At 67.0% G+C, this 3,029-nt stretch carries 2 protein-coding genes and 1 pseudogene; 1 reads left to right on the plus strand and 2 read right to left on the minus strand.

Features of this window, described 5'->3' with window-relative positions:
* Positions 1–154 precede the first annotated feature (154 nt).
* Positions 155–838: a tyrosine-type recombinase/integrase gene (locus ACSNOK_RS32095; RefSeq protein WP_436784313.1), complete on the minus strand. Its 684-nt coding sequence runs from the start codon at positions 836–838 to the stop codon at positions 155–157.
* Positions 839–950: 112 nt separating this feature from the next.
* A pseudogene (locus tag ACSNOK_RS32100) lies at positions 951–1,361 on the minus strand (transposase); the annotation flags it as partial.
* Positions 1,362–2,346: 985 nt separating this feature from the next.
* On the opposite strand from ACSNOK_RS32100, the gene ACSNOK_RS32105 reads away from it, so the two are divergent.
* Positions 2,347–2,715: a hypothetical protein gene (locus ACSNOK_RS32105; RefSeq protein WP_436784312.1), complete on the plus strand. Its 369-nt coding sequence runs from the start codon at positions 2,347–2,349 to the stop codon at positions 2,713–2,715.
* Positions 2,716–3,029 lie beyond the last annotated feature (314 nt).

Genomic DNA, 3,029 nt, shown 5'->3' on the forward strand with positions numbered 1-3,029 from the left:
GTGGCGCAGCTTGGTAGCGCACTTGACTGGGGGTCAAGGGGTCGTGGGTTCAAATCCCGCCGTCCCGACCGGGAAAACGCCCTCTGATTTGCGGAAAACCGCAGGTCAGAGGGCGTTTTTTAATGGTCTGGCGACCTGACTGTCTGATGGGTCGTCAGGCGCTTGGGGACCACTTGGGGACCACGCCTCGGAAAAACCGCTGATCAGGCCCTGTATCGCTGGGGACCAAGATCAACTGGCAATTCGGGTGTTTGTGTATTCCTCGCAATGCCTGGAGGCTGGCCGCCAGCGGCTTCGAGAGGACCGGGGCGCCGCGGAGGTGGCTGCTGAGGGACTTGCCGGCGGCGAGCAGTGCCCGAAGGTCGGGGTGCAGATAGCGCTGGGTCGTCCGCAGCGAGCCGTGCCCGGCGATCACGCGCAGGACATGCAGAGGCACGCCCGCGTCGGCCATCCAGGTCAGACCGGTGTGGCGAAGACTGTGGCGACGCAGATGCTCGTAGCCGAGCTCGGCGACGACCTCGTCCCAGTGGGTGGCGTCCCGAAGGACGGCGGTGGCGATGCGCCCGCCGCGCGGCCCGGTGAACAGCCGGGCGTCGGGGTCGTGCCCGACGGCCAGGAGGCGCTGGGCCACCAGCGGCCGTACTTCTTCGATCAAGGGCACCCGGCGGGCGGCCTTGCCCTTGGTGCCCTTGTCGATTAGGCAGTGTCTGATGGCTCTTTGATGAGGTCGCGGAGCCAGATCACGATGGCGGCTGTGGTCACGGTGCCGTGGAAGATGTAGTCGCGCTTGTCGTATCGGGTCGCGACGGCCCGGTGCTGCTTGAACTTGCCGATGCAGCGTTCCACGGTGTTCCGTTGGCGGTACTGTTCGCGGTCGAAGACCGGGGGACGTCCCCCGGCCCGGCCCCGCCGGAGGCGGTTGGCCCGCTGGTCATCGGGCTGCGCGATCGTCGCCTTGATACCGCGTTGCCCTGGCCGGCAGCCGGGACGCTGGTGGAAGTCTTGACGCTCTGCGCGTCGATCACGCAGGCCGAAGGCTCTGCGTCCCGGTTCTCCTTCTCCCTCAGCAGTTGCCGGAGCAGGCCGTTGAGCTGGACGAACACACCCTCGTCCGCCCACTTTGCGAAGTAGCCGTAGACCGTGTTCCAGTGCGGGAAGTCATGCGGGAGGTAGCGCCACTGCACCCCGGTCCGGTCGACGTACAAGATCGCGTCCATGATGTCGCGCAGGTCATGCTCCGGCGGTCGGCCGAAGTCCAGGGCCCTGCCACGGCGCTCGAAACGCCAGGCCGTAAGCACCGGCTCGATCAACTCCCAGCGGGCATCGGACAGGTCGCTTGGACACGGACGTCGCTTAGCCATACATCCGGCGTACCGCCGCAGACCGAATGTGCCCAGGAGTGCGGAGATGACGACGGAAGCACCCGGCTTTGAAAGCCGGGCATCCTGGAATGAGACAGGGACGAGTCACCTCTCGCCTCATCTGTCACCCCTCCGGCCCCACTGATCACAACCGCACCTACCTCTTCTTCCGGACCACGATTCCACCATCCACACAACGGCTGATAACGGCCTGACACAGGTGAAAACGACCTCTGAGAAGCCGTTGTGCATCTCCACCGTGAGTTATCCGTGCTGGTGGTTGCCGTGGAGGAGGCGGAGGCCAGGCGAGGAGGCAGGCGGGTCCGATTGACCTGGTTCGTCGGTGAACATTCACCCCAAATCGTCAGCGAAATCCGGTAGATCTGTGTGGGGCGCAGTGTTCCGCCCCGGATGAGGCACGGCTCGACCGCCAGGGTGTACGCGGCCGGAGGTCGGGACCGCTGGCGGCAGTCACCGCCTCCGACCAGCCCTCACCGCAGACGCCGCGGCGGTGGGCCGGCTCCTGGCAGCCGCGTGCGTTGCTATTGAGGTTGGTCAAGCACGGCTTGACCGGGGGGCTCGTCCTGGTGAGGGCGGGGTGGATGACCGAAGAGGGGTGCCTCGTTCAGGTGGCGCCCTTGGGTGTCATTGCGTTGATGTCCGTCCTGTGAGCGACGTCCAGCGGGTTTAAGTGCCCCCGTGTCGCCATGACCCTCCTCGAATCCCGACCCGTAGTCGCATATGCATTCGGCCTACCGTCGGGCGTTCCGCACTGCGCGGCCGACTTCCGGACGATGTTTTGACTTACGGGTGATCACATCAGTACTCCTTGTAACGCCGGAGCAGCCGTCGTTCACGGGTTGAGGCCCGTCGCCCAGCCAGCCGTTCGTCAAGGGCGTGGAATCGGCGCTTGGCACACATCCCTGCCGCGACCGCCCTCTATTGGGCGTGCGCGGCAGCACCCCATCTGAGCAAGGAGTTTGTGATGTCCTCGAAGCCTAGCCGCCTGGCGGCTCTTGTGCTGGCTGTGGTGGCCGGTGGTTCGGTGCTCGGCCAGGCGTCGGCGGCGGTGGCGGACGACGGCCGCGGCCACGGCCATGGTCTGGGTCCGCTGCCGGTCGCGATCGTCTCCCCGGCTCCGGGCAAGATCACCAAGGAGCACAAGGTCACCGACACCTATCAGTACGACGCCAAGGGCTCCGGCTCGCCCTCCCAGGAGTCCTCCGGCTCCTCCGCGCCGGCGCCGTCGCAGCCCGAGCCGGGGCCGGTGACGAACCTGAAGGACACCGCCAACTCCGCCGCGCAGTCGGTGACGTCCGGTGCGGGTTCGACCGCCGACTCGGCCCTGAAGTAACCACCGTCCGTCACGGGGGCGGCTCTGGCCGCCCCCGCCCCGTTGAGAGAGGTGAGCGCGTGATCGTGAGCGGTGAGAGCAAGACTGGGACGGGTGGCCGGAAGCGGATGCTCTGGGTGGCTTTGACGGTGGTGTCGGCGGTTCCGCTGTTGACCGTGCCATCAGAGGCGCCCGCGCAGGCTGCCGCCTCCAACAGCTACAAGGTGGTCGCGGAGACCACGAATTGGACTCCGCCGGAGGGCGTGACCACGGCCAAGGTCTACCTCTGGGGTGCCGGCGGTGTCGGCGGCGGCGGAGGAGGCGGCGGCGGGGGT

It is taken from the genome of Streptomyces sp. URMC 126, from assembly GCF_051386555.1.
Lineage (GTDB): Bacteria > Actinomycetota > Actinomycetes > Streptomycetales > Streptomycetaceae > Streptomyces.

Excerpts from the sequence above, each read along its gene's own strand:
- ACSNOK_RS32105 (WP_436784312.1), top strand. The coding sequence starts at position 2,347 with ATGTCCTCGAAGCCTAGCCGCCTGGCGGCTCTTGTGCTGGCTGTGGTG.